Below are 24809 nucleotides of genomic sequence, written 5' to 3'. Positions count from 1 at the left end.
CAGCTTCCACTCACAATTGTTCCTGTTATGTTCTAATAGATTCCAGAGGGCGGCCGAAGAGTCAAGCGGAGTCATGGGGAATTTATTCCTGTCAGCGAAAGCGGCAACCCGGCCAATTGCCGAGTCCGGCGCGAAAGCCTATATGCCGGGATCAGAAGGACAAAGCATGGCCCGCATCTACAAAACCCGTACCTGGCACGACGAGCTTTCGCCGTCGATGGAGGAAATGGAGTTCCTGGCGCTAGAAGCTTACGCCCATCTGCCGGAGGAGTTTCGCAAGCTGACCGGCGAGATCGTCATCCAGATCGCCGAATTCCCGACCGACGAGATCATGGACGATTTGTCGCTGGAAACGCCTTTCGACCTGCTCGGCCTGTTCGAGGGGCGCGGCATCGCCGAGCGCTGGAATCCGCAGACCGGCGAGGGGCCGAACCGCGTCACGCTCTACCGCCGCGCCATCCTCGATTACTGGGCCGAGAACGAGGAGACGCTGGGCGATATCGTCACCCATGTGCTGATCCACGAAATCGGCCACCATTTCGGCCTGTCGGATGACGATATGGAGCGGATCGAAGAGGCAGCCGAATAGGCTGTGCTGATATTCAGGTGATGCCGGCCTGCGAATGGCAGTTCCCTGCGCTTCCTGTGCTCACGTACCCAAAAGTACGCTCCGCTCCGGTTCTCGGAAACTACCCAGTCTGGTCGCTTCGCGCCCGTCTTCGACTCCGGCGCGGCCTGACCTGAATCTCAACGCACCCTGCGTCGAGCTGTGCAAATCTACCAATCGCTGAGCTTGGTGCCAGGGCCGTATTCCTGGCCCTCGACATCCTTCACCACGGCCTGGCCGCAGCGCATGACCTTGGTCTGCTTGTCGTAGGAATAGGTTGGCGAGCCGAACAGGTGCCAGCCCTTGTTTAGCGCCGCCGTCACCTTGTGGCAGAAGCTGGAATCGTCCGGGCCGGACAGAAAGCGGTAGAGTTTCATTTTTCATTCCTGTGATAAGTTGCCAATCATGCCCCGCTGGTGCTGGCGGCCGCCTTCGCCAGCAGTTTCTCGGCCTGCGCCAGATGCAGCCGTTCGAGCATCTTTCCATTCAGCGCAATGACTTGCCTGCCGGCATTTTCGGCAAGCTCGAAGGCCTCCTTGACCGCACGCGCCTCGGCCACGGCTTCGGCAGATGGTGCAAAGGCGCGGTTTGCGGCATCGATCTGGGCCGGGTGGATCAGCGACTTGCCGTCGAACCCCATGGCGGCTGCTTCCGCGCATTCGCGCGCAAAAGCGTCCAGATCGCGAAAATCGTTGAAGACACCGTCGAGCAGGTCGAGGCCGCCGGCGCGCGTGGCGAGCACCATCTGCATCAGCCATGGTGTGAGATAGCGCCGGTCAGGCGTGGCGAGAATGCCGGTGTCCTTGACCAGGTCGTTCGTTCCGGCAACGAAACAGACCAGCCGCGAGGCCGGATCGCGGCCAAGCTCGGCAATCGGGCCGATGTTGAGCAGCGCCTTGGGCGTCTCGATCATCGCCCACAGCTTCACCGCGTCGGGTGAAAAATTGTCGTCCAGCACGTCGCCGGCTTCCAGGACGTCGCGCGGCGTGTCGACCTTGGGCAGCAGGATGGCGTCGGGCTCGCAGCGTGCCGCCGCCAGCAAGTCCCTGGCGCCCCATTCGCTGGAGAGCGGGTTGATACGCACGACCATTTCGCAGCGCAGGTTTGCGCGGTGAGGGAAAATGTCAGCCAGTTTTTCGCGCGCAAAAACCTTGTCGGCCGGGGCGACAGCATCTTCGAGATCGATGATGACGGCATCGCAGGCCAGCGACGAGATCTTGGCCAGCGCCTTGTCGTTCGAGGCCGGGACGTAAAGCACCGAGCGGCGCGGGCGGCAGGTTTCAGTCATGCCTGATCTATGCCGCCTGGAGGCGATCGAAGCAACCCGTCTGGCTTCTACCGGGCCAATCGCCTCAGGTTGAATTTTCCCTATCTTCAGGCGTTGGTGCTGCCCCTCACCTGCCTGCCGGCATCCTCTCCCCGTATAGTGACGGGGAGAGGGGCGCGCTCTCAATGATTTCGCCAATTTCCAGCGTTGTAGAATACGCGCCACGGTTGCGACCGGTCACTTCTCCCCGTCTCTATACGGGGAGAAGTGCCCGGCAGGGCGATGAGGGCGGCGACGACTTCGACAATTAGCGTCTCCGACACAAATTGAAAACTTTCATCTGGCTGAAGCGATTGCCCTGCACAAAAACTGCACAACATTGCGGAAAATCTCCTCGGACCCGCCTCGCTGCCTGCATTTCGGCCGGCGAAAAGGGCGGCATGCAAGAGCGCGAAAAACCTCGTTGGTCCCTGCCCCTCCGCAATGACGGTTGCTGGCTCGTCGATCCACCGCGGCCGGGTTCGGCGACCCTCCTCCCCTTCATCCGCAAATCTCCGCCCCCCGGCCGGATCAAAGCCGTAGAGAAAGCCCGATCATGACATCGTTGCTTGCCGCCGCGCCGGGCACTTGTGCGCGCTTCGGCGTTGCCGTCCTGCTTGCCGCGCTGGCCGATTTCTTCTTCTATGGGCAGCCGGTCGGCATCACGCTCTTCCTGTTCGGCATGACGCTGGCCGCCGCGGCCGCGGCGCTCCAGCCGTCGGCGCTCGGCGCCGGCCGGGCCTGGTTCAAACCCGTTGCCCTGCTTGTCGGGCTACTGCCGTTCCTTGAAAATGTCAGCGCGCTGTCCGTCGCGATCGGGCTTGCGGCGCTGGCCGTCTTTGCGCTTTCGCTGGTCGGGCGGCTGCGGCGCGGATTTGCCCGCATTGCCGGCCAGGTCGCGCTGTTCCTGCTCGCAGCGCCGTTTCGGTTCGTCCACGATTTCGTCCGCTGGCGCAAGGCGGCGCGGCGGCTTGGCCGGCGGCGCATCGGCTTCGCGGCGATCGCCGTCTGGATCATGCCGCTGACCCTGGGCGCAGTGTTTCTGGCGCTGTTCGGCGCCGCCAATCCGGTTATCGAATACTGGCTGTCGCTGATCGATCTCCACGCACTGCTCGACCTCATCCAGCTGCCGCGGCTGGCCTTCTGGCTGGTCGTGCTTGCCGGCGTCTGGGCTTTTTTGCGCCCGCGCCTGCCGCGCTTCTTGCGCCGCATTGCGCGTCGGGTGACACCTGTCCCTGTCAGCGCGGTGACGACGACGACAAAACCCGCCAGGGCGATCGAGGACATCATCTTCGGCAAGGCCGCCATCCTTCGCGCGCTGGTCATCTTCAACATCCTGTTCGCGATGCAGACCGCGCTCGACGCCACCTATCTGTGGGGCGGCATCGCCCTGCCCGACGGGCTGACCTACGCCGCCTATGCGCATCGCGGCGCCTATCCGCTGATCGTCACGGCGCTGCTCGCCGCCGGTTTCGTGCTGGCGGCGCTCAGGCCGGGAAGTGCCACTTCCAGCGATCCGTTCATCCGCCGGCTGGTCTATGTCTGGGTGGCGCAGAACATCGTGCTGGTCATCTCGTCGATCCTGCGGCTTGAACTCTATGTCGGCATCTATGCGCTGACCTACTGGCGCGTCGCCGCCTTCGTCTGGATGGGGCTGGTGGCGGCGGGCCTCGCCCTGATCATCGCCCGCATCGCGCTCGGAAAATCCAATGAATGGCTGCTTTCCGCCAATCTTCTGACGCTATCGGCGACGCTTTATGCCTGCTCGTTCATCAACTTTGCCGCCCTGATCGCCAACTACAATGTCGAGCACTCATTCGAAATGACCGGCCACGGCAGCGAGCTCGATATATGGTACCTGCGTTCGCTCGGTCCCAGCGCCCGACCGGCACTCGATCGCTTCCTCGAGCATCAGGCCAGGACCAATACGGCCAGCGTTTCCCCCTACCGCGAACTCGTCCGTTTGCTGGGACAGGACGAGGCCGGCTACCGCGCGGCCCAGGAAAACTGGCGCGCCTGGAGCTTTCGCGACTGGCGGCTCCTTCGCACTCTCGACACGTCCATCCCGTTCGTGGTTCCTCAGGGCTCCGAACCCTTCGTGCCGGGCCGCTGATCGATGCCGCATCACATCCTGATCGCCGACGATGATCCGCACATCCGCGAGATCATCTGTTTCGCGCTCGAAAAGGCCGGCATGAAAACGGTTGCGGTAGCCGACGGCGCCGCCGCCTTGCAGGCGATCGAGCGCCGCGCGCCCGACCTTGTCGTGCTCGACATCGGCATGCCGGAGATGGACGGGCTGGAGGTCTGCCGGCGGCTGCGGCACACATCCGATGTGCCGGTGCTGTTCCTGTCGGCGCGTGATGAAGAAATCGATCGCATCCTGGGGCTCGAAATGGGTGGCGACGACTATGTCACCAAGCCGTTCAGCCCGCGCGAGCTGGTCGCCCGCGTCAACGTCATCCTGCGGCGCGCCCGCCCGGCAAAAGCCGAACAGGCCGACGACAGGCAATTCTCGCATGGCAGACTGGCTTTGCTGCCGGCCAGCCACGCCGCCAGCTTCGACGGCAGGCCGCTGGTGCTGACCTCGATCGAATTCGCCATCCTGAAGGGGTTTCTGGCGCGCCCGGCGCATGTGCTTGGGCGCGACATGGTGATGGCCAATGCCTATGCCGGCAACATCCATGTCGCCGACCGCACCGTCGACAGCCATATCCGCAACATCCGCGCCAAGCTGGCGGCGGCCGGCTGCAAAGATGCGATCGAGACCGTGCATGGCGTCGGCTTCCGGCTCGGCCGGTGCGGCGCGTGACCGCGCATAAATGGCGGCCGCGCCTCGCCACCATCGTTGTCGCCATCCTGATCATGGTGATGGCGCTGCCGCTGGTCGGCCTGTTCTTCTTCAGGCTCTACGAGAACCAGCTGATCCGCCAGACCGAGGCCGAGCTGATCGCGCAGGGTGCCGCCCTTGCCGCCATCCATGCGCAAGAGGTCCGCGACGTCGGCATCCCGGCTGAAAAGCTCGGCGCGGCCGTGCCTGCCGACAGCGACAATCCGGACTCTCCCTACCGGCCGATCGAGCCAAGCCTCGATCTTGCGTCCGACAAGGTTCTGGCGACACGGCCCGCGGCGACAGCCGCCACCGTCGATCCCGCCTTCACGGCGATCGGCGCGCGGCTGTCGGGCATTCTTGCCGAGACGCAGAAAACCACGCTTGCCGGCTTCCGGCTGCTCGATCCCAAAGGCGTCGTCATCGCCGGACGCGAGGAGATCGGCCTGTCGCTCGGCGCCGTCGGCGAGGTTCGCGCAGCACTTGCCGGCCGCTATGCCAGCGCGCTCAGGCAGAGGATATCAGACGAGCCGCCACCTTCGCTCTATTCGGTCAGCCGCGGCACGAGAGTCCGCGTCTTCGTCGCAATGCCGATCGCCGTCGACGGCAAGGTCGCCGGCGTCGTCTATCTGTCGCGGACGCCGAACAACATCGTCAAGCATCTTTATGGCGAGCGCGGCAAGGTGGTGCTGGCGGCGATCGCCATCCTCGGCGGCACGCTGCTCATCGGCCTGATCTTCCTGCGCACCGTCAGCCGGCCGATCTACGCGCTGATGGAGCGGACAAAGCGCATCGCCGCCGGTGATCGAGCAGCGATCAGGCCGCTCGACCATCATGGCACGCGCGAGATGGCAGCGCTGTCCGACGCTTTCCTCGAGATGGCCGAAAAGCTGCATGCGCGCTCCGACAGCATCCAGACCTTCGCCACCCATGTCTCGCACGAGCTCAAATCGCCGCTGACGGCGATCCAGGGGGCGGCCGAACTGCTGCGCGATTCAGGTAGCGCAATGGACGAGGCCGAGCGGCGGCGGTTTTCAGACAATATCGTCACCGACGCCGGGCGGCTCAATCTGCTGGTGCGTCGTCTGCTCGACCTGGCGCGCGCCGAAAATCTTGCGCCCAGCGGCGAAAGCACGTCGCTCACTGCGGCCCTGGCGCTGTTGCCGACCGGGGACAGGCTGGCGCTTCGGGTCGAGGCGGGCGGCGAGACCGGCCTGCGCATCTCGGCCGAGAACGCAGCGATCGTGCTGGCCAATCTCATCGACAATTCGGCAAGGCATGGCGCGACACTGGTTTCGGTCACGGCGGCGAGCGCAGGCGGCAAGGCGACGATCCAGGTGAGCGACGACGGCGCCGGCATTTCGCCGAGCAACCGCGCGCGTATTTTCGAGCCATTCTTCACCACACGCCGCGATTGCGGCGGCACCGGCATGGGCCTCGGCATCGTTCTGGCCCTGCTGAAAGCGCATGATGGCACGATCCGCCTGGTTGACTCCGAGCGCGGCACGCGCTTCGAGATCATCCTGCCGGCTGTATGAATTGCAGCATGATCGTTTCAGAAAACCGGCTTCGGGATCATGCTTCAGAACTGGAGAAGCGAAAAAGTGCGCTACGACGTCGTCATCATCGGCGGAGCCATCGTCGGCTCCTCGATCGCCTATTATCTGCGCGAGGAAGGGTTTTCGGGCTCGATCGCGCTGGTCGAGCGCGACCCGCAGTTCGCCCATGCGGCGACGACGCTGTCCTGCGCTTCGATCCGCCAGCAGTTTTCGATTCCGCAAAACATCCGGCTGTCGCAGTTCACGCTGAAACTGTTCCGGCGGCTGACGGAAGAGTTCGGGGCCGACGCCGATATCGGTTTTCGAGAAGGCGGCTACCTCATCCTTGCCGGCGAGAACGGGTTGCCGATCCTCAAGGCCAATCACCAGACGCAGTTGGCCGAGGGCGCCGACATCGTGCTTGAGGATGCGGAGGCGCTCGTCCGCCGGTTCGCATGGCTGTCGGCCGAGGGCATCACCGCCGGCGCCTATGGCCGCAGCGGCGAAGGCTGGTTCGACGCGCATGCCATGCTGATGCTGTTCCGCAAGGCGCTGCGCGACAAAAAGATCGATTTCATCACCGCCGACGTGACCGGCATCGAACGGCTGGGCGACCGTGTCACCGGCGTCAGCCTCGACAATGGCGAAAGGCTCGACGCCGGTATCGTCGTCAACGCCGCCGGGCCGAATGCCGGAAAAGTCTCGGCAATGGCCGGACTGGTGCTGCCGGTGGAACCGCGCAAGCGCAATGTCTTCATCTTCGAGGCGCGCGAGAAATATGACGACATGCCGCTGCTGGTCGATCCCTCAGGCATCTATGTCAGACCGGAAGGCTCGGTCTACATCACCGGCGGGGCCGAGCCGGGAGACGGCGACGGCCCCGCCGATCCCAGCGATTTCGAACCCGACTGGCCGCTGTTCGAAGAGGTAATCTGGCCGGTGCTGGCGACCCGCATCCCGGCCTTCGAGGCGATCAAGCCGACGCGCGCCTGGGCCGGTCATTACGACTACAACACGCTCGACCAGAACGCGGTGATCGGCCCGCATCCGCAGGTCGGGAATTTCCTGTTCGCCAACGGTTTTTCCGGCCACGGCCTGCAGCAGGCGCCGGCGGTCGGCAAGGCGCTGGCCGAGCTGATCGTGCATGGCGGCTACCGCACGGTGGACTGCTCGGCGTTTGGGTATGAGCGCGTTGCCGAGGGGCGGGCTTTCAGGGAGTTGAATGTGATCTGAGGCTGGCGGACAGAGGGGGGTGCTGTCCCTCGGCACCAAAGGGTTCCGCCACCGCAAGGCCAGCCGTCAGCGCTCGCGGCCAAACCAGAACGCGTCCGCCATCCGCGTCATGCCGATCCGTTCGTAGAAGCCGACGGCGTCGGGCACGGAGATCAGTGACATGGCGACGGATGGCCCGAGCTGCCGCCGCGCTTCGTCGAGCAGGCCCTTGCCGATGCCGAGCCCTTGCGCCGATTTGCAGACGGCGAGCTCGGAAATATAGCACACCCACGAGAAGTCGGTGATGCCTCGGGCGAGGCCGATCAGCGGCTTGCCAGGCGCATCGAGGCGCGCCGTCAGCACCAGATCTGCATTGGCAAGCATCGCCTTCAGACGGACGTCGTCATCGATGGGCCGAGTGACGCCGAGGCCGGATTCCACCAGCACGCGGCGGAACTCGGCTGCGTCGAGGTTCAGTTCGCTGGCGTAGAGCACTTTGGGACGTGTTGTCATTCCGGCCACGGTGCACCATAGGGCGGCAACTTTGAAGCGGTCCGTGCTCTAGGACCAAAGCTTGCGAAAACAGCCGCCTTTTATTTGCCTGCAGCTTTGTGTAAACCGGGCGCCAATACATCCCCGCAGCGAAAAGAAGACGGGCAAGACCTATGGAAAAATTCACCAAGCTCACCGGCGTTGCCGCGCCGATGCCGATCGTCAATGTCGACACCGACATGATCATTCCCAAGGATTATCTCAAGACGATCAAGCGCACCGGGCTCGGCAGCGGACTGTTTGCCGAAATGCGCTACACGGACGACGGCTCGGAAAACCCCGACTTCGTGCTCAACAAGCCGGCCTACCGCAAGGCGCAGATCTTGGTCGCCGGCGACAATTTCGGCTGCGGCTCGTCGCGCGAGCATGCGCCGTGGGCGCTGCTCGACTTCGGCATACGCTGCGTCATCTCGACCTCGTTCGCCGACATTTTCTACAACAACTGCTTCAAGAACGGCATCCTGCCGATCACCGTCAGCCCGGAGGATCTGGACAAGCTGATGGACGACGCCTCGCGCGGCTCCAACGCAACCCTGTCGATCGACCTCGACGCCAAGGAAATCCGCGGTCCGGACGGCGGCGTGGTCAAGTTCGACCTCGACGACTTCAAGCGGCACTGCCTCTTGAACGGGCTCGACGATATCGGCCTGACCATGGAGAAGGCCGACGCCATCGCCTCGTTCGAGAAGAAGAACGCCGAGCTGCGGCCCTGGGCCTGAACGGTAGGATGACCCCGGCCGCGACAGGCCGGGTTCGTGGCGGCTGCACGGAGGGACAGGCATGACACGTTCGCTGCTTGCCGGCGCCTGGGCGCTGGCGTGGATACTGATGCCGGTGGCTGGCGCGCATGCACAGACCGACACGGTGCTCGTGCCGGCTGACGATGCGTCCGGCGGGGCCGCCGACCTGGGCGCGTCGAGCAATGCGGCCCTGGCCGAGGATGACGGCCAAGCACCGGTCCCGTTCGAGAATGGGCAGCTGACCATCACCCAGCAGGAAGACTATGGCGAGAAGGTGCTGGCCTATGACGGCAAGCAACTGGCGCGCAATTACGATGTCTTCTTCGACAGGATTGTCGAGGTCGGCGGCGTCACGGTGGCGCTGGTCGATGTCGGCGACGGCGGCAATCAATGCGGTCCGGCCAAGGTGATCGTGTGGAAGCCGGAAGGCGGCACGATCCAGACGACCACCGTCGAGCAGGACGAATGCGGCGCACCGCCGGCCGCGCTATCCGACGGCGCCATCTATTTCGTGCCCAATCTCTTGCCGGGCGAATCGAAGCCGGCGCTGCAATGGTCGCCGACCGGCGGGTTGTCGACCTTGGGCAACCTCGCCTACATGCCGGAGCCGGGTACCGGCTGGAAAGATGTCGACCCGGCGAAATACGACAGCATCGTCGATGCCTTCCATAACGAGGCCGTCTACAGGCAAGCCGCGTCGCTGCTCGGCAAGCAGATGCCCGACATGGCGACCAGCCTGCTGGTCGGCGGCGGCACCGAGAAAACCACCTCGGGCGTCTTCCACGCCAGCGGCTGCATGCCGCATGATTGCGGCGGCGACGACGGCTTCATGGCGATCGATCCGGCCAACCACAAGCTCTATTTCGCCCGCCGCGGCGACGAGCCCGAGCCGGATGCGTGGCCGGCGGTGAACACGTGGCCGGCCGAGGTCAGGGAAGCGATGGACAAGGCGCTCGGTTCGCCGAATTAGCTTCTCTGCTTCATGCCTTCGTTCCCGAGGCGGGGTCGAGCGGCGGCAGTCGTAACCTCAGACCATCGACAAAAAAGCCCGGCGCATGGCCGGGCTTTCCGTCGAATAGAGACTTTTATCACTCGCCGTCGATTGCCGTGGCGATGCGGGCGATGGCCTGTTGATAGTTGCTCGCGTCATTCCAGCCGGCAATTGCACCGAGATTCGCCTGTGCGCTGGCACCCGCCTGCCAACCATGAGCCTTGAGGAAGTTGGCGGTGGAAGCCAACGCAGTGGCCTTGTCGCGCAGATTTCCGCTGCCGACCCCGTATTTCAAGACATTTCCGGGCAGGAACTGCGTATGGCCAATCTCGCCATGCATGGCGCCGACCGACGAGGCGCTCAGCGCGCCGCGATCAACCAGTTTCAGGGCTGCAACAGCATGCGGGTAGAAGAACTCCGGGCGGCGGCAATCATAGGCAAGCGTTACAATGGCAGAGACCGTATTCTGCTTTCCCAAGAAGGAACCGAAGCCAGTCTCCATCCCCCAGATGGCGAGCAACACACCCGGCGTCACGCCGTAGGTCCGTTCGATCTTGTCGAACAGCGCCGCGTTCGACTTCTTCAGTGAACGGCCCTTGGAAATGATTGTGGACGCGCCACGGCGCTTCATGAAAGCATCCACCGAGCCACCGAAAGCCTTGTGAATAGCGCGGTCGGCGGCGATCGTCCTTTTTGCGTAGGTCGCGTTAGCCAGAGCGGCCAGACCCTTCGAGCCTACACCGCTGGCCCTTGCTTCCTGCGCGAACTCCGCCTTCCACGCTTCGAAGCCCGCGCCCGTTTTGCCGCATTGCGCGGCCTGTGCCGCTGTTGCCGCCGCAAGCATCATCGATGCCGCCGCTGCGAAAATCTTTGCCTTGGCAAAAAATGCCATGTTGCTCTCCTGGTTGCCTGAATCTTGTCCCGAATACGAATTTGCCAGCGAAACGCCCGCTTGTCACCGTTGGAGCGACGTGCGTCCGCTTGGACGCAGTACGCTCCAGCACTTTACAATCTGCGCATCGTGCTTTCCGAGAATCGGAACCGACTTTCGGGGCCGATGCGCTAAGAACTCGTTTACGCATCCTCGCCGCAGCGCTGGCGAATGCCGGACAACTTGCTTACGATCAAGTAATTATTGTGGCGGGGGGCTAGAATATTCATGGAAGACGTTGACGTCGTGGTCATCGGCGCCGGCTCGGCGGGACTTTCCGCCGCCAAGACCGTGCGTGCGGCCGGCCTTTCCTTCAAGCTGGTCGAAGCGATGAACCGTATCGGCGGCCGCGCCTGGACCAGCGACCAGCATTTCGGCGTTCCTTTCGACATCGGCTGCGCCTGGCTGCACGCGGCCAACCGCAATCCCTACTTTCCCGAGGCGCAAGCTGCCCGCTGGACGCTTCATCATCACGACATGAATATCGACCATCTCTATTATCGCAACCGAAAGGCGAGCGAAGACGAAGAGGCCGCAATGAAGGCGGCCGATATCAGGCTGTTCGAGCTGCTGGCGGCGCATGAGGTCAAGGTTGGTGACGACGACCGTCTTTCGGCGTTGCTCGCCAGGGGCCATGCGCCGCGCGCCGCCGCCACCTTCGCCGGGCCGATGGACTTCGGCGCCGACGAGGACGAGATATCGATCCGCGACTTTCAGGCTGCCGCCGATCTCGATCCGAACTACTTCACCAAGGAGGGGTTCGGCGCGCTGGTCGCCCGTTTCGGCGCCGACGTGCCGGTCGAGCTGTCGACGCCGGTGCGGAAAGTCCTCTGGGACGTGCCCGGCGTCGCCTGCGTCACCGATCGCGGCATCATCCGCGCCAAGGCGGTCATCGTCACCGCCTCGCCGGCGGTGCTCGCCTTCGAGGAGATCGAATTCGCGCCGGCGCTGCCAGACAGGCATTTCGCTGCCTTCTTCGACCTGCCGATGGGCATGCTGACCAAGCTGCCGGTTGAGATCAGGGGCACAAGGCTCGGGCTGGCGCCGTTCGACGACCTGCTGATCGAGCGGCTGGCCAGGCACGACATCTACTTCCTTTGCTTTCCCTTCGACCTTGACCTGATGGTCGGCTTCGTCGGCGGCGATTTCGCTTGGGAGATGTCGGCGGCGGGCGAGGCGGCAGGCGTCGACTTCGTCGTCGACCGGCTGTGCGCCATCTTCGGCGGCGACGTCAGAAAACATGTCGGGCGCGCCATGATGACCAATTGGGGCGGCGAGCGGTTCGTGCGCGGCGCCTATGCGGCGGCCCGACCCGGCCGTTCGCAGGCGCGCGCCACGCTGATGCAGCCGGTGGCGGAAAAAATCTTCTTCGCCGGTGAGCATCTGGCCGGTCCGCTGATGCAGACCTGCGGCGGCGCCAGGCTATCGGGCGAGGCGGTGGCGAGAACGGTCGCCGCTCAGCTTGCGGCAAAATAGCAACGGCAGGAACGCCGGCCGCCGACAGGCGTTTGGGCGATATGCCGCTGCGCACTATATCCGGGCCTGATGATTTGAGACTTGGTGATTTGAGATCTGGTGATTCGAGATCGGTATGAAGCTCTTCGATTGCCCGCATTGCGGCCACCGCCTCTATTTCGAGAACGCCCAGTGCCTGAACTGTGCCAGCCCCGTGCTTTACGATGCCGGGCATGCGCGCTTCGTGCTGTCTGGCGCCGGCGGCGTTTTCCAGTGCACCAATGCCGACGAGTGCGCCTGCAACTGGATGGCGGAACCTGGCCATGCCTTCTGCCGCGCCTGCGCGCTGAACCAGCTGATCCCGGACCTTTCGGTCGATGGCAACCGCCGTCGCTGGATCCGCGTCGAAGCGGCAAAGAAGCGGGCCATCTATTCGCTGCTCGCCGCCGGACTGCCGGTCGCACCCAAGCAGAACGCCGGCGACGAGGCTGGCCTCGCCTTCGACTTTCTCGCCGATCCGATCGGCGGTCCGGGTGGCGCGCGCATCCTGACCGGCCATGACAACGGCCTGATCACACTCAATGTCGCCGAGGCCGACTCGGCCGAGCGCGAAAGACGGCGCGTCGAGATGGGCGAGAACTATCGCACTTTGCTCGGCCATTTCCGCCACGAGCTCGGCCACTATTACTGGGACCGCCTGATCCGCGACGACCCGCAACGGCTTGCCGCCTTCCGCACCTTGTTCGGCGACGAGCGCGCCGACTACGAGCAGGCGCTGAAGACCTACCATGCCAATGGCGCGCCGCCCGACTGGCAGCAGGACCACATTTCCGCCTATGCCGCCTCCCATCCCTGGGAGGACTGGGCCGAGACATGGGCGCACCATCTGCACATCGCCGATACGCTGGAGATGGTGCATGCGCTGAATTTCCCGCTCGGCCGGCTGGAAACCGTGGAGGCCAACGACCTGTCGCGGGGCGACACCGGCGGCGAGCTCCAGCCGGCGCCGTCTGAACCTGCCGCCGTTCCCGAACCGTTCGAAAAGATCCTGGCCCGCTGGCTGGTGCTGTCGGAAGCGTCCAACTCGATCAACCGCTGCATGGGCCTGCCGGACCTCTATCCCTTCGTCATCTCGGAGCTGACGGCACAGAAGCTGGCCTTCGTCCATGAACTCCTGACCGGTGTCGTGAAAGAAACCGGAACAAAACGTGAGCCGGCCGAGGCGTTTTAGCCGGAACGCATGAGGTCTTGTTTCGTTTTCGTTCGCGAGGGACCATCAACACGGAGCGAAACCATGAAGCGCATACTGTTTCCTGCTGTCGCCGGAGCGCTTGTCGCCATGTCCGGCACAGCCTTGGCCGATACCGCCGTTTCGGCGGTCGCCGATCTCAACATTCGCGCCGGCCCAGGGCCGCAATACCCAGTCATCGGCGTGCTCGCCGCCGGCCAGTCGGCAACGCTCGATGGCTGCATCCAAAACAGCAAATGGTGCACCATAGCCGAGGCCAATGGCCAGGGCTGGATCTATTCCGACTATGTGACGGCCGATTTCGGCGGCAACGAGGTCGTCCTGACCCGGCGCCCGGCCGACGCAGACATTACCATCGTCGAAGCCCCCGCCGATGTCGACGATCCCGACATCTATACCGGAGCGATCGTCGCTGGCGAGCCGATCGAGCCGATCAGGCGGCCGCCGGCCGAAGTCCGCACCTACATCGAGACCAACCGGGTCGACCCGGTTTATCTCGAGGGCGAGGTGGTTACCGGCGCGACCTTGCCCGATACCGTCGAGTTGCGCGAGATTCCGGACTATGACTACCGCTATGTCTATGTGAACGGTCAGCCGGCACTGGTCGACCCCGGCACCCGACGCATCATGTACGTCGAGCGCTGACGGTGCCGAACAGGGCAATCGCCTCAGACAATTGACGGAACTGTCGAAGTCGGCGCCGCCCCTCATCGCCCTGCCGGGCGCTTCTCCCCGTATAGTGACGGGGAGAAGCGGCCTCTTCTGCAATGCTGGCGATTAGCGAAATCGTTGGTAGAGCGCCCCTCTCCCCGTTCACGGGGAGAGGATGCCGGCAGGCAGGTGAGGGGCGGCGCCAACGCCGATTGCCGTGACGATTGCGCGGCACGACCCGATCGAATAGATCATGCGACCCGAAGCACCAGCCTGTGAGCCCGCGTGATAGACCCTGCCGCCTTCGAGCGCTATCGGCATACTCCCAACGCCAAGACGACCCTGCCGCGGCTCCTGCTCGGAACGGCGATCGTCGTCCTGTTCTGGGTCGCGACGACCGTCGCCGTGCTGTTCGGCGGCGCCTATTTCTTCGTCGTCTGGCAAGCATCGTCCGGCGCCCCGATGGAAGGAGGGGCGGTGCAGAATTTCATGGCCTCACCCGCCGGGATCCTCGCCGCGCTCGCCTCCTTTGCCGGAATCTGGCTCGGCCTGTGGGCTGCCATGCGCTGGATCCATCGCGAGCCGCTGATGGCGCTGATCGGCACCAGCCGCCGCGTTTCGCGCTCGGGATTTTTTAGGGGATTGGCCGCGGTGCTGGTCACATCGCTGCTCTCCGAGATACTGCTCTATCTCTTGCAGCCCGACATTGCGCGCGGTGCGATCGGCCTGTCGTCCTGGCTGCTGTTCCTGATCCCGATCGCCGCGCTGACCCTGCTGCAGACCTCGTCCGAAGAGGTGCTGTTTCGCGGCTATCTCCTCAGGGGCCTGGCCAACCGCTTTCAAAACCCCTTCATCTGGGCGCTGCTGCCAGGACTTCTGTTCACTGCGATGCATTGGAACCCAGGCTCGACGACCGCCATCAACGCCTGCGTGCTGGCCTCGATCGCCGCTTTTGCGCTGCTCCTGACGCTTGTGGTCTATGCCACGGGCAATCTCGGCGCGGCCTTCGGCGCCCACCTCGGCAACAATCTGACCGGCTTCCTGCTGATTTCGCACCAGCAAAGCTACAATTCCTTCGCCCTGTTCAACGCCAAGCCGCTCGAAGGCCCCGGCTGGACGACGCTTGATGCCGTCCTCATCGCGGCGATCGGCATCGTCTGCAGCCTGTTGACCGTTCTGCTGCTGCTGCACCCGCGCTCGCCGCTGAAGGTCGAGCCGGATTTTTCGCACCCCGGCGGCCCAAGCTGATGCGCATCACGCTGGTGGTGCTGCCATAAACCAAACCGGCCCGGTTCAGCGTATTCGGCCCCGCACCTTGACTCCGCGGCCGATTTCCTGTCTACAGCCCGCGAATTCCGCGACGAGTATCCCTCCGAGCAAGCCGACCGGGACGCCGAAGCCTGTTTGAGGCGACGTGCTGTAAATCGATCCTGGAGGCCAACATCCGGCAGCGCTGTGCGCCCCCGGGTGCTTTTTGGCTTTGGGCTTTTGCCTGGACAGCTTGGGTTGGATACTGGGCGCGAACGCATTACCTCTCGGGCATCATCCGGGTGCCAGGGAAAAGGAAGAAGAATGTTTGAATCGCTACAGGAACGTCTTGGTTCGATCCTGAACGGCCTCACCGGCCGCGGCGCCCTGTCCGAGGCCGATGTCTCGGCGGCGCTGCGCGAGGTGCGCCGTGCGCTGCTTGAGGCCGACGTTGCGCTGGAAGTGGTGCGTTCCTTCACCGACAAGGTGCGCGAGAAGGCCGTCGGCGCCGCCGTGCTGAAGTCGATCAAGCCCGGGCAGATGGTCGTCAAGATCGTCCATGACGAGCTGGTCGGGATGCTGGGCGCCGAGGGCGTCGCCATCGACCTCAATGCACCGGCTCCAGTCGTCATCATGATGGTCGGCCTGCAGGGTTCCGGCAAGACCACGACATCGGCCAAGATCGCCAAGCGCCTCACCGAGCGTCAGAACAAGAAGGTCCTGATGGCCTCGCTCGACACGCGGCGTCCCGCCGCGCAGGAGCAGCTCCGTCAGCTCGGCGAGCAGGTCAAGGTCGCCACGCTGCCGATCGTCGAGGGCCAGACGCCGGTCGACATCGCCCGCCGCGCCGTGCAGGCGGCAAAGCTCGGCGGCCATGACGTCGTCATCCTCGACACCGCCGGCCGCACCCATATAGACGAGCCGCTGATGGTCGAGATGGCCGACATCAAGAAGGTCTCGTCGCCGCACGAAATCCTTTTGGTCGCCGATTCGCTGACGGGCCAAGATGCCGTCAATCTGGCAAAAAGCTTCGATGAGCGCGTCGGCATCACCGGCCTGGTGCTGACCCGTATGGATGGCGACGGCCGTGGTGGTGCGGCACTTTCCATGCGCGCCGTCACCGGCAAGCCGATCAAGCTGATCGGCACCGGCGAGAAAATGGACGGGCTGGAGGAATTCCATCCCAAGCGCATCGCCGACCGCATTCTTGGCATGGGCGACATCATCAGCCTCGTCGAAAAGGCTGCCGAAAACATCGACGCCGAGCAGGCGGCGGCGATGGCCAAGAAGATGCAGTCGGGCAAGTTCGACCTGAACGATCTTGCCGGCCAGCTTCAGCAGATGTCGAAGATGGGCGGCATGGGCGGCATCATGGGCATGATGCCGGGCATGGGCAAGATGAAGGACCAGATGGCTGCCGCCGGTCTCGACGACAAGATGTTCGGCCGCCAGCTCGCCATCATCTCGTCGATGACCAAGGCCGAGCGCGCCAACCCCGATATTCTGAAGCACTCGCGCAAGAAGCGCATCGCCGCAGGCTCCGGCACCGATGCGGCCGAGATCAACAAGCTCCTGAAGATGCACCGCGGCATGGCCGACATGATGAAAGCGATGGGCGGCAAGGGCAAAGGCGGTGGCCTGATGCGTGGCATGATGGGCGGTCTGGCCCAGAAGATGGGACTCGGCGGCATGATGCCAGGGGGCATGGGTGGCCCGGGCGGCATGATGGGCGGCGGCATGCCGGACCTGTCCAAGATGGACCCCAAGCAGCTCGAAGCCTTGCAGAAGCAAGCACAGGCAGCCGGTCTCGGCGGCATGAAGGGTCTTCCCGGTGGCCTCCCAGGTGGCGGTGGTCTGCCTGGGCTGCCCGGCGGCATGAAGCTTCCTGGTTTGCCAGGATCCGGCGGCGGTCTGCCAATGCTCGGCAAGAACGCCCCTGGCAAGAAGAAGTGAGGGCGCGATGAACGAAGAGAAGGACATGGCCGACGCACGCGCGGCGCTGGTCGACTACCGCGCCTCGATCGACAACATCGACGCAGCGCTCATCCACATGCTGGCCGAGCGTTTCCGCTGCACCAAGGCGGTCGGCGAGCTGAAGGCATCGCATGGCCTGCCGCCGGCCGATCCGGCGCGCGAGCAGCAGCAGATCGCCCGCCTTCGCCAACTGGCGAAGGACGCCCATCTCGACCCGGATTTCGCGGAGAAATTCCTGAACTTCGTCGTCCGCGAAGTGATCCGCCATCACGAGCATATCGCCGCATCCAACGGCGGAACGAAAACCGGCTGAGGACCAGCCGTAAACCCGAAATCAGCGTTTTAGGAGAAAAGAAATGCCATTGAAAATCCGACTGGCCCGTGCGGGCTCGAAAAAGCGTCCCTATTACCACGTCGTCGTCGCCGACGCCCGTTCGCCGCGCGACGGCCGTTTCATCGAGTCGCTCGGCTCGTGGAACCCGCTGCTGCCCAAGGACGGCGAGCGGGTCAAGGTCGACGCCGACCGCGTCAAGCATTGGCTCTCGCACGGCGCCCAGCCGACCGACCGCGTGCTGCGCTTCCTCGACGAGGCCGGCATCGCCAAGCGCGAGGCCCGCTCCAATCCCAAGAAGGCCGAACCCGGCAAGAAGGCGCAGGAACGCGCCGCACTTCTGAAGAAGGCGCAGGACGATGCAGCCGCCGCGGTTGCCGCTGCGGCAGCCGCGCCGGCCGAGGCGGAAGCCGCGACCGCCGAATAATCCGCTTTTTATCGCTTACGGAACGGCGGGCGCTTTGCCCGCCGTTTCATTTCGTCGGAGCTATGACGCGGCCCGATCAATAGCCTGCCGGGCAGCGGGCGATGTAGACGCGTCCATAGCGATCGCTATAGCGGCACCGGCCGGGTTCGGTCGCACGACCGATCAGTGCGCCGGCGACGGCGCCGACAGCACCACCAACAACAGCTCCCTCCACCGGGTCATTTGCAACGGCAGCGCCGACAGCAGCGCCTCCCAGGCCACCGACCGCGGCGCCCTGTTCTGTCCGGGAACAGGCTGCGAGCGTGGTTGCCAATATGATCAGGACCACCAATTTCTTCATCGTCGCTCCTCCCAAATGGGGTTTTCCGTCCTCGCCCCACATCGTCTAACTCGCAACCGGTCGATTTGATCCAAGGACAAGGAAGAAGGGTGGCGGCAGACAGCCGCCTCTCTGGCGGCGCGACCGCCATCGAAAGGCTTTTGACGCCGCCGCTACCGGCTGAACGGGATCAGCGAGCGCACCCCGGGATTGCGCAGGAAAAAGCCGCCCCACAGAATGAGGCCGAGATAGACGCCGAACAAGGTGTGCGAGAACAGCGGGCTGCCAAGACGCGCGTGGGTCGCGATGGCGCCGCCGAGATAGGCGGTGAGCAGGACGGCGCCGAGCACCGAGGTGCGCGGCACCGCATAGAGCGCGGTCGAGACCAGCCCGACGATGCCGAGCATGCGCGAGACATCGGGATCGGCCGGCCAGCCGAGTTGTACCATGGTCTGGGTGACGACATCGAGCGGCGGCAGCTTGATGACGCCGTCGAAGGTCATGAACAGCACGATGAGGGCGCTGAGCCCGCGGCCGGTCCACAGCGCGCTCGGCGTGACGGATGCTGTTTGAGACGTGGTCATTGGTCCTCCGGTGTTTCGAGCCCTCTTGGCGAGGGTCGAACCAAGGACGCGGCGTGAGGCGGCGATCCGACACGCTTATGATTTTTCCAGCGCACGGTGCTTCGGTGAGCGCGGGAACAAACCCTAGGAAAAATAGTATTTTTTGGCGGGGATCATTTCTGGCGGCGCCTCGCCGAGCGCCTCGAACACCGAGATTTCACAGACGCGGCACAGACCGTCGAGGGCGAGATCGTTGGCCTCGGTGCCGAACGGGTCCTCGAGTTCCTCCGAAAGCGCGTCGAGGCCGAAAAAGGTGTAGGCGATCAGCGCCGTGAACAGCGGCGTCGCCCAACCGGCAGTCGAGGCCAGCCCAAACGGAAGCAGCAGGCAGAAGATATAGGCGGTGCGCTGCAACAGCAGCGTGTAGGCAAACGGAAGCGGTGTTCCCATGATGCGCTCGCAGCCGGCCTGCGCTGCGGCGATTTGCGATAGGCGCTCGTCGAGAATGCGGTAGCCCATGACATCGATTGCGCCGGCCGTGTACAACGCGGCGGCTCGCTCGCCCATCCGCCGCAGCATGGCGTCCGGCGGGTTGGCCAGCTTGGCAGCACTTTCGGCCGCTTCATCGATGAACGCGCGTGCGTCGGTCGTGGCATCGACCCGCCGAAGCAGGCCGCGCAGGAAGTGACAGAAGGCGATCGCCTCCATCAGCAGCCCGCGCAGTTCGACCCGATCCTCGATCAACCCGGTGCTGGCGCGCGCCAGATTGCGAATGTCGAACACAAGCTGGCCCCACAGCTTGCGCGCCTCCCACCAGCGGTCATAGGCGGCATTGTTACGGAAGCCGAGATAGATCGACAGCGCCACACCGAGCAAGGCGAGCGGCGCGGGCCCGGCATTGCCGAGGTCAAGCTGCAGGGCCCTGACCGCCAGCACCACCAGTGCGCCATAAATGCCGAAGCCGAAGATCTGCGGCAGGATGCGCGGCACCACCGAGCCGCGCATGATGAAGAACAGATGCAAAAATCCCGGGCGCGGGCGAACGATCATCGAAACCCCTTTCACGGACCGGCAATGATCCTGGTCGGTTCCATTGTGCGACGCAATACACGTACAAGCCCAGCAGCCAGCGACATAGCGATGTCGTCTTGCCGGTTTGAGGGCAGGGCAGGCCAGGTGATGCCGGCCCGATGCGTCCTACCTGAGACGTCGGTGCCGCCCCCCATCCGCCTGCCGGGGCCCCCGGCCCTTCGCTGTCGCCACGGGCGTTCGTCGTTCGGAAAGCCAAGCAATTGGCTTTCCGTCCGCTTCTCACCCCCGTGAACGGGGGAGAAGGGAGCTAACCGGCCGAAGGCCGAGCCCGCGACTGCGGGCCGCCGGTCGTCCGGCGCCCCGCGGAGGGCCCGCCGCGGCAGCGGCGATACGGCCCGTGAGCGAGAAGTTACGCCGCCTTCTTCTTCGGTTGGATCAGCCCGCGCTCGATCAGCAATTCGGCGATCTGCACCGCGTTGAGTGCCGCGCCCTTGCGCAGATTGTCGGAGACGATCCACATCGACAGGCCGTTGTCGACGGTCGAATCCTCGCGGATGCGCGAGATGAAGGTCGCGTCCTCGCCGGCCGAGTCCAGCGGCGTGATGTAGCCGCCGTCCTCGCGCTTGTCGAGAACCTGGCAGCCCGGCGCTTCGCGCAGGATCTCACGCGCTTCCTCGGCGGTGATCGGCTTTTCGAACTCGATGTTGACCGCTTCCGAATGGCCGATGAACACCGGCACGCGCACGCAGGTCGCCGTCAGCTTGATTTTGGGGTCGAGCATTTTCTTGGTCTCGGCGACCATCTTCCATTCTTCCTTGGTGAAGCCGTCGTCGAGGAAGACGTCGATGTGCGGGATGACGTTGAAGGCGATGCGCTTGGTGAACTTCTTGACGTCGACCTGATCGGCGACGAACACCGCGCGGGTCTGCGTGAACAGTTCGTCCATGCCTTCCTTGCCGGCGCCGGACACCGATTGATAGGTGGCGACGACGACACGCTTGATGGTGGCGAGGTCATGCAGCGGCTTCAGCGCCACGACCAGTTGCGCCGTCGAGCAGTTCGGGTTGGCGATGATGTTCTTGCGCGTGAACAGCGAAATCGCGTCCGGATTCACTTCCGGCACGATCAGCGGCACGTCCTGGTCATAGCGGAAGGCCGACGAATTATCGATGACGACACAGCCCTGCTTGCCGATCTTCGGCGACCATTCCTTCGAAACGTTGCCGCCGGCCGACATGATGCAGATGTCGGTATCGGAAAAATCATATTGGTCGAGCGCCCTGACCTTCAGCGTGCGATCGCCGAACGACACTTCCGTGCCCTGGCTGCGCCGCGAGGCCAGCGCCACCACCTCGCTCACCGGAAAGCCGCGCTCTTCCAGTATGTTGAGCATTTCCCGACCCACATTGCCCGTGGCGCCGACGATTGCAACCTTGAAACTCATCGAAATCTCCTGTCCTCTCCGCTCGGTTTTTTGGAGAAAACCCGCCGGCCGATGCGGGTTTCAACCCCCGGGCCGGACCCGGGAGAGGGTGGTTAGGCCAAGGGAATCAGACCGTTTTAGTGGTCGTTTTACCGGTTTTTTTGGCCAAGAACGTGATTTTGCTGGAACGAACAGACGCGCCGAGACGCCCGGCCCAATGGTTCGCAATGCGGCCGGGAACGTCGAAGGCAAGAAGCGCCATCAAAAGGCCGCGCATCGAAACTACCCCATTCGGTGCCGGCTTTTACGCGGTTTGCGTAAAGAGTCAATCGCGACGCGGCGAGGCGCTTGCCCTGTACAATGGCGGCGGCGCGAAGTACGAACGATTGGATCGTTTGGCTCGTGGCGCTCCTGGCGCTCGCCGACGGATGACCCATTGCCGGGCATAAAAGAATCCGAATTCCGAAAGAGTGAAATGTCCAATTTCGAAGCACTTGTCCCCGCGCTGGCAAAGGCGCTGGAAAAACGCGGCTATGTCGAGCTGACGCCGGTGCAGAAGGCGGTACTCGAGCTCGGACAGGCCGATGCGCTGGTTTCCGCCCAGACCGGCTCCGGCAAGACCGTCGCCTTCGGGCTGGCTCTGGCGCCGACCCTTCTCGACGGCGCCGAGCGCTTTTCCCATGCCGCAGCACCGCTGGCGCTGGCCGTGGCACCGACGCGGGAGCTCGCTTTGCAGGTGACGCGCGAGCTCGAATGGCTCTACGACCTGACTGGCGCTGCGATCGCGTCCTGCGTCGGCGGCATGGACATGCGCACCGAGCGCCGCACGCTGGAGCGCGGCGCCCATATCGTTGTCGGCACGCCCGGCCGGCTGCGCGACCACATCACCCGCAATTCGCTCGACATGTCCGAGCTGAAGGCAGTGGTGCTCGACGAGGCCGACGAGATGCTCGACCTCGGCTTTCGCGAGGATCTGGAATTCATCCTCGACGCCGCGCCGGCCGAGCGCCGCACCTTGATGTTTTCGGCCACCGTGCCGCGCTCCATCGCCACGCTGGCCAAGGGCTACCAGCGCGATGCGGTGCGCATCTCGGCAGCCGGCGAGGAGAAGCAGCATCTCGACATTGAATACCGGGCACTGAGCGTGGCCCAGGCCGACCGGGAAAATGCCATCATCAACGTGCTGCGCTATTACGAGGCGAAGAACGCACTGGTGTTCTGCAACACGCGCGCCGCCGTCAATCACCTGACCGCGCGCTTCAACAACCGCAACTTTTCCGTCGTCGCGCTTTCGGGCGAGCTGAGCCAGAACGAGCGCGGCCACGCGCTGCAGGCGATGCGCGACGGCCGCGCAAAAGTCTGCATCGCCACCGACGTGGCGGCGCGCGGCATCGACCTGCCCAACCTCGAACTGGTGATCCACGCCGACCTGCCGACCAATCCGGAGACGCTTCTGCACCGAAGCGGGCGGACGGGGCGGGCGGGACGTAAGGGTGTTAGCGCGCTGATCGTGCCCAACAATGCCCGCAGGCGCACCGAACGGCTGCTGCAAAGCGCTGGCCTTGCGGCGACCTGGGCAAGCCCGCCTTCGGCCGACGACGTCCTGCGCCGCGACGACGAGCGCATCCTCGCCGACCCGGTTTTCAGCGAGCCTGTGACGGATGATGAACGCGGCTTCATCAATGCGCTTCTTGAGCAGCACGGCCCCGATCAGGTGGCCGCCGCCTTCGTGCGCCTGTGCCGCTCCAGCCGCTCGGCGCCCGAGGATCTCCTAGACGTCGCTCCGTTCACGCCATCGGGCGACAGGCCCTGTGGCGACAGATCTGCCCGTCGCGACGAGGCGCCAAGCCGCCGCGACGATTTCGGCGACAGCGTCTGGTTCTCGCTGTCGGTGGGACGCAGGCAGAACGCCGAGCCGCGCTGGCTGATCCCGATGCTGTGCCGGACCGGCGGCATCTCCAAGCGCGAGATCGGCGCCATCAAGATGCAGCCGGAGGAAACTTTCGTGCAGATCGCGGCGGATTGGGCCGATCGGTTCCTCCAGGCGATCGGCCCGGACCGCAAGCTGCAGAACAACATCGCGGTGAAGCGGCTGGACGGCACGCCCGACCTGTCGCGGGCCGGCTATCAGGAGCCACGGCCGGACAAGAAGCCGCACCGCGGCAAGCGGACGTTCGACCAGAACGCGCCCAAATTCGAGAAGCGCGCACCGTCAGCCGATCAGCGCCCCGCCGCATTCGAGGCAAAACCCTGGGCCGGGAAGGCAGGCAAGCCGAAATTCGACAAGGCCGGACCCGCCAAGAGCAAGAAAGCGAAGAAGGGGCCGGCTTAGCGATTTGCTGGCATCGTTGGCTAGTCATGGCCTGCAAGGGCTGGCCCTCGCCAAGGCAATCGATTCAGGTCTGCGCCGCCCCTCATCCGCCTGCCGGCACCTTCTCCCCGTAAACGGGGAGAAGCCCGCTGGCCGCAGCCTCGGCGTTCTTTCCGCGACGCCCGCGATTGGCGAAACCGGCGATGACAGCGTCCTTCTCCCCGTCACTATACGGGGAGTGCCCGGCAGGGCGATGAGGGGCGGCGCAGACTTCGACGATTGGTCGTCTCCAACACGAGTGGCGCGCTATCTTTTGTCTGGAGCGATGCTCCCGCGCACGCACCCCTTGCGGTCTGCCGCAACTTTGAACAGTCTGGCCAGCGGGACGAGGGGCAGGACATGCGCGGCGAAGTGCTTCACTATGACGAGGACCAGGGTTTTGGTTTCATCTCCGGGGCCGACGGCAACCGCTACACGTTCGCGCGCGAGGATCTGCGCCGAGAGGCGACGATAGGCGGGGGCACGGCCATCGAGTTCCAGCCGGCTGGCGGACGGGCACGCGAGGTTTTTTCGATCCGTGTCCAGGCTGCCAGTCCGACGGACGCAACCGTGGCCCCGTCTCAGGCCGGCAATGCGCCCGTGGCGCCGCAACATTTCGGCCGTTTCGCTGAAAATGCTCCCGCCACCGACCTTTGGAGCTACTTCCGGCGGGGCCTGACTGAAAATTACTTCAATTTCGCCGGCCGTGCCCGCCGCAAGGAATATTGGGGCTATTGCCTGTTCTGGGCGATCGCGCTGATCGTGGTCGTCGGCGTCGGCCTTTTCATCGACGACGCGATGGGCGATCTTGACGAATTGCCGGCAGCGACGGTCGGTCTTTGCGGCGCGTTTGTGCTGGCGACAATCCCGCCTTGGATCGGACTGAACGTGCGTCGCCTGCACGACATCGGCCTGACCGGCTGGCTTTTTCTGGCGGTGCTCATCCCGACCATCGGCTGGCTGATCATCCTGGTCTTCGCGCTGATCCCGACGCAGGCCCGTGAAAATCAGTGGGGCCCGGTGCCGGCGGGGGTCAGGGCCTAGCAGCTCGACACAGCGATTTTGAGGGGCTGGAAGCCG

The 24809-nt window shown here is 64.4% G+C and carries 25 protein-coding genes; 16 read left to right on the top strand and 9 right to left on the bottom strand.

Features of this window, described 5'->3' with window-relative positions:
• The first annotated feature begins 166 nt into the window (after positions 1–166).
• Positions 167–589, top strand: a complete 423-nt coding sequence (locus AC0L2A_RS17040) for a metallopeptidase family protein (RefSeq protein ID WP_023802719.1) — start codon at positions 167–169, stop codon at positions 587–589.
• Positions 590–777: 188 nt separating this feature from the next.
• On the opposite strand, the gene AC0L2A_RS17035 is transcribed toward AC0L2A_RS17040, so the two are convergent.
• Both AC0L2A_RS17035 and AC0L2A_RS17030 read right to left on the bottom strand, forming a co-directional pair.
• Positions 778–984 (bottom strand): DUF1737 domain-containing protein, encoded by a 207-nt coding sequence (locus AC0L2A_RS17035; RefSeq protein WP_023804277.1) that lies wholly within the window; start codon positions 982–984, stop codon positions 778–780.
• Positions 985–1010: 26 nt separating this feature from the next.
• Positions 1011–1895 carry an HpcH/HpaI aldolase/citrate lyase family protein gene (locus tag AC0L2A_RS17030; RefSeq protein WP_473609760.1) on the bottom strand — a complete coding sequence of 295 codons (885 nt, stop codon included), beginning with the start codon at positions 1893–1895 and terminating at the stop codon, positions 1011–1013.
• Between the two features lie 574 nt (positions 1896–2469).
• On the opposite strand from AC0L2A_RS17030, the gene AC0L2A_RS17025 reads away from it, so the two are divergent.
• From AC0L2A_RS17025 to AC0L2A_RS17010, 4 genes are all read left to right on the top strand, one after another.
• Positions 2470–4026 (top strand): DUF4153 domain-containing protein, encoded by a 1557-nt coding sequence (locus tag AC0L2A_RS17025; RefSeq protein WP_473521484.1) that lies wholly within the window; start codon positions 2470–2472, stop codon positions 4024–4026.
• 3 nt (positions 4027–4029) lie between these two features.
• Complete coding sequence (locus AC0L2A_RS17020; protein ID WP_473609759.1) at positions 4030–4725, top strand: response regulator; 696 nt, start codon at positions 4030–4032, stop codon at positions 4723–4725.
• Positions 4726–4784: 59 nt separating this feature from the next.
• Positions 4785–6281 (top strand): ATP-binding protein, encoded by a 1497-nt coding sequence (locus AC0L2A_RS17015; protein WP_473609812.1) that lies wholly within the window; start codon positions 4785–4787, stop codon positions 6279–6281.
• 66 nt (positions 6282–6347) lie between these two features.
• Positions 6348–7514: an NAD(P)/FAD-dependent oxidoreductase gene (locus AC0L2A_RS17010; RefSeq protein ID WP_473609758.1), complete on the top strand. Its 1167-nt coding sequence runs from the start codon at positions 6348–6350 to the stop codon at positions 7512–7514.
• Between the two features lie 66 nt (positions 7515–7580).
• Here AC0L2A_RS17010 and AC0L2A_RS17005 read toward each other — a convergent pair whose 3' ends face one another.
• Positions 7581–8006, bottom strand: a complete 426-nt coding sequence (locus AC0L2A_RS17005; RefSeq protein ID WP_473609757.1) for a GNAT family N-acetyltransferase — start codon at positions 8004–8006, stop codon at positions 7581–7583.
• A gap of 152 nt (positions 8007–8158) precedes the next feature.
• Here AC0L2A_RS17005 and leuD point away from each other — a divergent pair, with 152 nt between their 5' ends.
• Both leuD and AC0L2A_RS16995 read left to right on the top strand, forming a co-directional pair.
• Positions 8159–8764, top strand: coding sequence for a 3-isopropylmalate dehydratase small subunit (gene leuD, locus AC0L2A_RS17000; RefSeq protein ID WP_473609756.1), 606 nt, complete (start codon positions 8159–8161; stop codon positions 8762–8764).
• A 61-nt stretch (positions 8765–8825) separates the two neighbouring features.
• On the top strand, positions 8826–9755 hold the full coding sequence (locus tag AC0L2A_RS16995) for a hypothetical protein (protein WP_473609755.1): 930 nt from the start codon (positions 8826–8828) through the stop codon (positions 9753–9755).
• A 118-nt stretch (positions 9756–9873) separates the two neighbouring features.
• Here the strand turns inward: AC0L2A_RS16995 and AC0L2A_RS16990 are convergent, their stop codons facing one another.
• Positions 9874–10668, bottom strand: coding sequence for a lytic murein transglycosylase (locus AC0L2A_RS16990; protein WP_287240078.1), 795 nt, complete (start codon positions 10666–10668; stop codon positions 9874–9876).
• Between the two features lie 267 nt (positions 10669–10935).
• Here AC0L2A_RS16990 and AC0L2A_RS16985 point away from each other — a divergent pair, with 267 nt between their 5' ends.
• The 7 genes from AC0L2A_RS16985 (at position 10936) to rpsP (ending at position 18042) form a co-directional block, all read left to right on the top strand.
• The gene (locus AC0L2A_RS16985; protein WP_473609753.1) at positions 10936–12183 is read left to right on the top strand and encodes a flavin monoamine oxidase family protein; all 1248 of its coding nucleotides are present in this window, start codon (positions 10936–10938) and stop codon (positions 12181–12183) included.
• A gap of 115 nt (positions 12184–12298) precedes the next feature.
• The gene (locus AC0L2A_RS16980) at positions 12299–13393 is read left to right on the top strand and encodes a zinc-binding metallopeptidase family protein (protein WP_473609752.1); all 1095 of its coding nucleotides are present in this window, start codon (positions 12299–12301) and stop codon (positions 13391–13393) included.
• 63 nt (positions 13394–13456) lie between these two features.
• The gene (locus AC0L2A_RS16975; RefSeq protein WP_023803769.1) at positions 13457–14056 is read left to right on the top strand and encodes a DUF1236 domain-containing protein; all 600 of its coding nucleotides are present in this window, start codon (positions 13457–13459) and stop codon (positions 14054–14056) included.
• A gap of 291 nt (positions 14057–14347) precedes the next feature.
• Positions 14348–15310, top strand: coding sequence for a lysostaphin resistance A-like protein (locus AC0L2A_RS16970; protein ID WP_473609751.1), 963 nt, complete (start codon positions 14348–14350; stop codon positions 15308–15310).
• Between the two features lie 324 nt (positions 15311–15634).
• Positions 15635–17263, top strand: a complete 1629-nt coding sequence (gene ffh / locus AC0L2A_RS16965) for a signal recognition particle protein (RefSeq protein WP_023803767.1) — start codon at positions 15635–15637, stop codon at positions 17261–17263.
• Positions 17264–17270: 7 nt separating this feature from the next.
• Complete coding sequence (locus tag AC0L2A_RS16960) at positions 17271–17597, top strand: chorismate mutase (RefSeq protein ID WP_023803766.1); 327 nt, start codon at positions 17271–17273, stop codon at positions 17595–17597.
• Between the two features lie 43 nt (positions 17598–17640).
• The gene (gene rpsP / locus AC0L2A_RS16955) at positions 17641–18042 is read left to right on the top strand and encodes a 30S ribosomal protein S16 (protein WP_027153676.1); all 402 of its coding nucleotides are present in this window, start codon (positions 17641–17643) and stop codon (positions 18040–18042) included.
• Positions 18043–18118: 76 nt separating this feature from the next.
• Here the strand turns inward: rpsP and AC0L2A_RS16950 are convergent, their stop codons facing one another.
• From AC0L2A_RS16950 to AC0L2A_RS16930, 5 genes are all read right to left on the bottom strand, one after another.
• Positions 18119–18382 (bottom strand): YMGG-like glycine zipper-containing protein, encoded by a 264-nt coding sequence (locus tag AC0L2A_RS16950; protein WP_473517774.1) that lies wholly within the window; start codon positions 18380–18382, stop codon positions 18119–18121.
• A gap of 152 nt (positions 18383–18534) precedes the next feature.
• A complete protein-coding gene (locus AC0L2A_RS16945) occupies positions 18535–18945 on the bottom strand; it encodes a DoxX family protein (RefSeq protein ID WP_473609749.1) in 411 nt (136 codons plus the stop codon).
• A 123-nt stretch (positions 18946–19068) separates the two neighbouring features.
• A complete protein-coding gene (locus tag AC0L2A_RS16940; protein WP_473609748.1) occupies positions 19069–19974 on the bottom strand; it encodes a bestrophin family protein in 906 nt (301 codons plus the stop codon).
• A gap of 391 nt (positions 19975–20365) precedes the next feature.
• Entirely contained in the window at positions 20366–21400 is a 1035-nt protein-coding gene (locus AC0L2A_RS16935) for an aspartate-semialdehyde dehydrogenase (RefSeq protein WP_091592145.1), read from the bottom strand.
• Between the two features lie 106 nt (positions 21401–21506).
• A complete protein-coding gene (locus AC0L2A_RS16930) occupies positions 21507–21656 on the bottom strand; it encodes a hypothetical protein (RefSeq protein ID WP_473609746.1) in 150 nt (49 codons plus the stop codon).
• Between the two features lie 198 nt (positions 21657–21854).
• Between AC0L2A_RS16930 and AC0L2A_RS16925 the strand changes: the two genes are divergently transcribed.
• Positions 21855–23711, top strand: coding sequence for a DEAD/DEAH box helicase (locus AC0L2A_RS16925; protein WP_473609745.1), 1857 nt, complete (start codon positions 21855–21857; stop codon positions 23709–23711).
• A 378-nt stretch (positions 23712–24089) separates the two neighbouring features.
• Positions 24090–24773, top strand: a complete 684-nt coding sequence (locus AC0L2A_RS16920; protein ID WP_473609744.1) for a DUF805 domain-containing protein — start codon at positions 24090–24092, stop codon at positions 24771–24773.
• Positions 24774–24809: the final 36 nt, after the last annotated feature.

The organism is Mesorhizobium sp. WSM4844 (genome assembly GCF_055811775.1).
Note: the sequence above shows the minus strand (reverse complement) of the source record. Positions and strands in the feature narration are given on the sequence as shown.

Coding starts and splice junctions, on each gene's coding strand:
- AC0L2A_RS17035 (WP_023804277.1), bottom strand. CDS start 984: ATGAAACTCTACCGCTTTCTGTCCGGCCCGGACGATTCCAGCTTCTGC.
- AC0L2A_RS16920 (WP_473609744.1), top strand. CDS start 24,090: ATGCGCGGCGAAGTGCTTCACTATGACGAGGACCAGGGTTTTGGTTTC.
- AC0L2A_RS17020 (WP_473609759.1), top strand. CDS start 4,030: ATGCCGCATCACATCCTGATCGCCGACGATGATCCGCACATCCGCGAG.
- rpsP (WP_027153676.1), top strand. CDS start 17,641: ATGCCATTGAAAATCCGACTGGCCCGTGCGGGCTCGAAAAAGCGTCCC.
- AC0L2A_RS16960 (WP_023803766.1), top strand. CDS start 17,271: ATGAACGAAGAGAAGGACATGGCCGACGCACGCGCGGCGCTGGTCGAC.
- AC0L2A_RS17025 (WP_473521484.1), top strand. CDS start 2,470: ATGACATCGTTGCTTGCCGCCGCGCCGGGCACTTGTGCGCGCTTCGGC.
- AC0L2A_RS17005 (WP_473609757.1), bottom strand. CDS start 8,006: ATGACAACACGTCCCAAAGTGCTCTACGCCAGCGAACTGAACCTCGAC.
- AC0L2A_RS16980 (WP_473609752.1), top strand. CDS start 12,299: ATGAAGCTCTTCGATTGCCCGCATTGCGGCCACCGCCTCTATTTCGAG.
- ffh (WP_023803767.1), top strand. CDS start 15,635: ATGTTTGAATCGCTACAGGAACGTCTTGGTTCGATCCTGAACGGCCTC.
- AC0L2A_RS16995 (WP_473609755.1), top strand. CDS start 8,826: ATGACACGTTCGCTGCTTGCCGGCGCCTGGGCGCTGGCGTGGATACTG.
- leuD (WP_473609756.1), top strand. CDS start 8,159: ATGGAAAAATTCACCAAGCTCACCGGCGTTGCCGCGCCGATGCCGATC.
- AC0L2A_RS16985 (WP_473609753.1), top strand. CDS start 10,936: ATGGAAGACGTTGACGTCGTGGTCATCGGCGCCGGCTCGGCGGGACTT.
- AC0L2A_RS16925 (WP_473609745.1), top strand. CDS start 21,855: ATGTCCAATTTCGAAGCACTTGTCCCCGCGCTGGCAAAGGCGCTGGAA.
- AC0L2A_RS16945 (WP_473609749.1), bottom strand. CDS start 18,945: ATGACCACGTCTCAAACAGCATCCGTCACGCCGAGCGCGCTGTGGACC.
- AC0L2A_RS16950 (WP_473517774.1), bottom strand. CDS start 18,382: ATGAAGAAATTGGTGGTCCTGATCATATTGGCAACCACGCTCGCAGCC.
- AC0L2A_RS17030 (WP_473609760.1), bottom strand. CDS start 1,895: ATGACTGAAACCTGCCGCCCGCGCCGCTCGGTGCTTTACGTCCCGGCC.
- AC0L2A_RS17040 (WP_023802719.1), top strand. CDS start 167: ATGGCCCGCATCTACAAAACCCGTACCTGGCACGACGAGCTTTCGCCG.
- AC0L2A_RS16975 (WP_023803769.1), top strand. CDS start 13,457: ATGAAGCGCATACTGTTTCCTGCTGTCGCCGGAGCGCTTGTCGCCATG.
- AC0L2A_RS16930 (WP_473609746.1), bottom strand. CDS start 21,656: ATGCGCGGCCTTTTGATGGCGCTTCTTGCCTTCGACGTTCCCGGCCGC.
- AC0L2A_RS16940 (WP_473609748.1), bottom strand. CDS start 19,974: ATGATCGTTCGCCCGCGCCCGGGATTTTTGCATCTGTTCTTCATCATG.
- AC0L2A_RS16990 (WP_287240078.1), bottom strand. CDS start 10,668: ATGGCATTTTTTGCCAAGGCAAAGATTTTCGCAGCGGCGGCATCGATG.
- AC0L2A_RS17015 (WP_473609812.1), top strand. CDS start 4,785: ATGGCGCTGCCGCTGGTCGGCCTGTTCTTCTTCAGGCTCTACGAGAAC.
- AC0L2A_RS16935 (WP_091592145.1), bottom strand. CDS start 21,400: ATGAGTTTCAAGGTTGCAATCGTCGGCGCCACGGGCAATGTGGGTCGG.